Origin of the sequence: Rhodococcus sp. EPR-134, from assembly GCF_001647205.1 — a bacterium.
In the GTDB taxonomy this organism is placed as follows: Bacteria; Actinomycetota; Actinomycetes; order Mycobacteriales; family Mycobacteriaceae; genus Rhodococcus_F; species Rhodococcus_F qingshengii.
The window spans coordinates 1-1,500 of sequence record NZ_LVCT01000323.1 but is presented as its reverse complement, the minus strand read 5'-3'; the positions used below and the strand labels follow the sequence as shown (position 1 = coordinate 1,500).

Sequence of the window (1,500 nt, the reverse complement as noted above, 5' to 3'; positions counted from 1 at the left end):
ACGAGGATCGGCAACAACTGACCTCGGAATGCCTGGATTCGGATCGATCTCGGGAAGGACTTCCACATGATTACCAAGCTTGAATTCTTGTTCAGAGAAGCCTGCGTCTTCGGCCCCGCGTGGTCCGACGACCAGGACGCACCTGGTGGCCACGACGGGTGCGATACCCGCAACAACGTCCTGGCCCAAGATCTCTCGGACGTGGTGTTCAAACCAGGAACACGTGACTGCGTCGTACTGTCCGGCGCGATGACCGACCCGTACTCCGGAGATCGCATCGAATTCGAACGCAGCCAGGCCAAGTCCGTCCAGATCGACCACGTCTTCCCGCTCGCCGCGGCCTGGGACTTCGGCGCGAACTCCTGGACTCCTGCGTTGCGGATGAGGTTCGCGAACGACATGTCTCTGAACCTGTTGGCCGTCAACGGCCCCGACAACCAGGCGAAAGGCGACAGCACGCCCAGTGACTGGTTGCCGCCCGATCCTGCTTACCGATGCTTCTACGCCGGCAAGTACCTGACCGTCGCGATTTCCTATGGCTTACCAGTCAGCCGAGCTGATCATTCGACCCTGACGGACCTTGCCACTCGCTGCTGATCTAGCGGCAGTCCTTCACCACTCGCCCACTCTGGATGACGAGTGCGATCCGCTCACGATCGGCAAAGATCGAGGGATCCGTCAACGGATTGCCGCGGAAGGCAACGAGGTCGGCGAACTTACCGACTTCGATGGTGCCGACCTCGTCGGCGATTCCGAGAATATCGGCGTTGATCCGGGTAGCGGAAACCAGTGCATCCATGGGTGTTTCGACCTTGGCGCGCAGGACCAACTCCATCCCACGGCCCGTTTGATCGGTACCGATGAGGTCCGATCCCAAGCCCACTCTGACGCCGGCATTTCGAGCAGCAAGAAGCCCGTCGATCTGACCTTGCATCATCTGGCCGATCCGAGCCGAAATCGATTCGGGTAGACCTGCTGACGCCGCGCTGTCCGAGAGCGCCTGCACCACAGCCAACGTCGGCACCAAGGCGACGTCGTGCTCGGCCATCAACTTGGCGGTCTCGTCGTCGATATCAGAGCCGTGCTCGACGCATTTCGCGCCGGCAGTGACAGCGTTACGGATTCCCTCGTTGTTGTGAGCATGCACCGTGACATAGGTACCGCGCGCATTGGCTTCCTCGACGGCAACTTCGATCTCGTCGACCGTGAACTGGGTATCGGTGAGCTTGTCATGAGTGGATACCACTCCCCCGGTAACACACAGTTTGAGGAAGTCCGCACCCCTGCGGAACGTCTCGCGAACGTTCTTTCGCATTTCGTGCGGACCGTCGGAAAGCAGAGACATACACCGTAATCCGGGGATGTCATGATCGGACCAGTCCGAAGTCGGCTCCCATTCGGCCGCCAGGTGTCCGTGTCCACCGGTCTGGCACTGGATCGGGCCGCACTGAATGATCCGCGGACCCGGAATCTTGCCCGAGGCGACAACTCCGGCGAGTC

General features: G+C 60.7%; 1 protein-coding gene and 1 pseudogene. One reads left to right on the top strand and one right to left on the bottom strand.

Annotation, left to right across the window (positions count from 1 at the left end):
• Positions 1 to 96: 96 nt before the first annotated feature.
• Positions 97 to 597 (top strand): annotated as a pseudogene (locus tag A2J01_RS14710) (HNH endonuclease family protein); the annotation flags it as partial.
• A gap of 1 nt (position 598) precedes the next feature.
• Here A2J01_RS14710 and A2J01_RS14705 read toward each other — a convergent pair.
• A partial coding sequence (locus tag A2J01_RS14705) for a metal-dependent hydrolase family protein (protein ID WP_064112978.1) occupies positions 599 to 1,500 on the bottom strand: 902 nt, incomplete at its 5' end.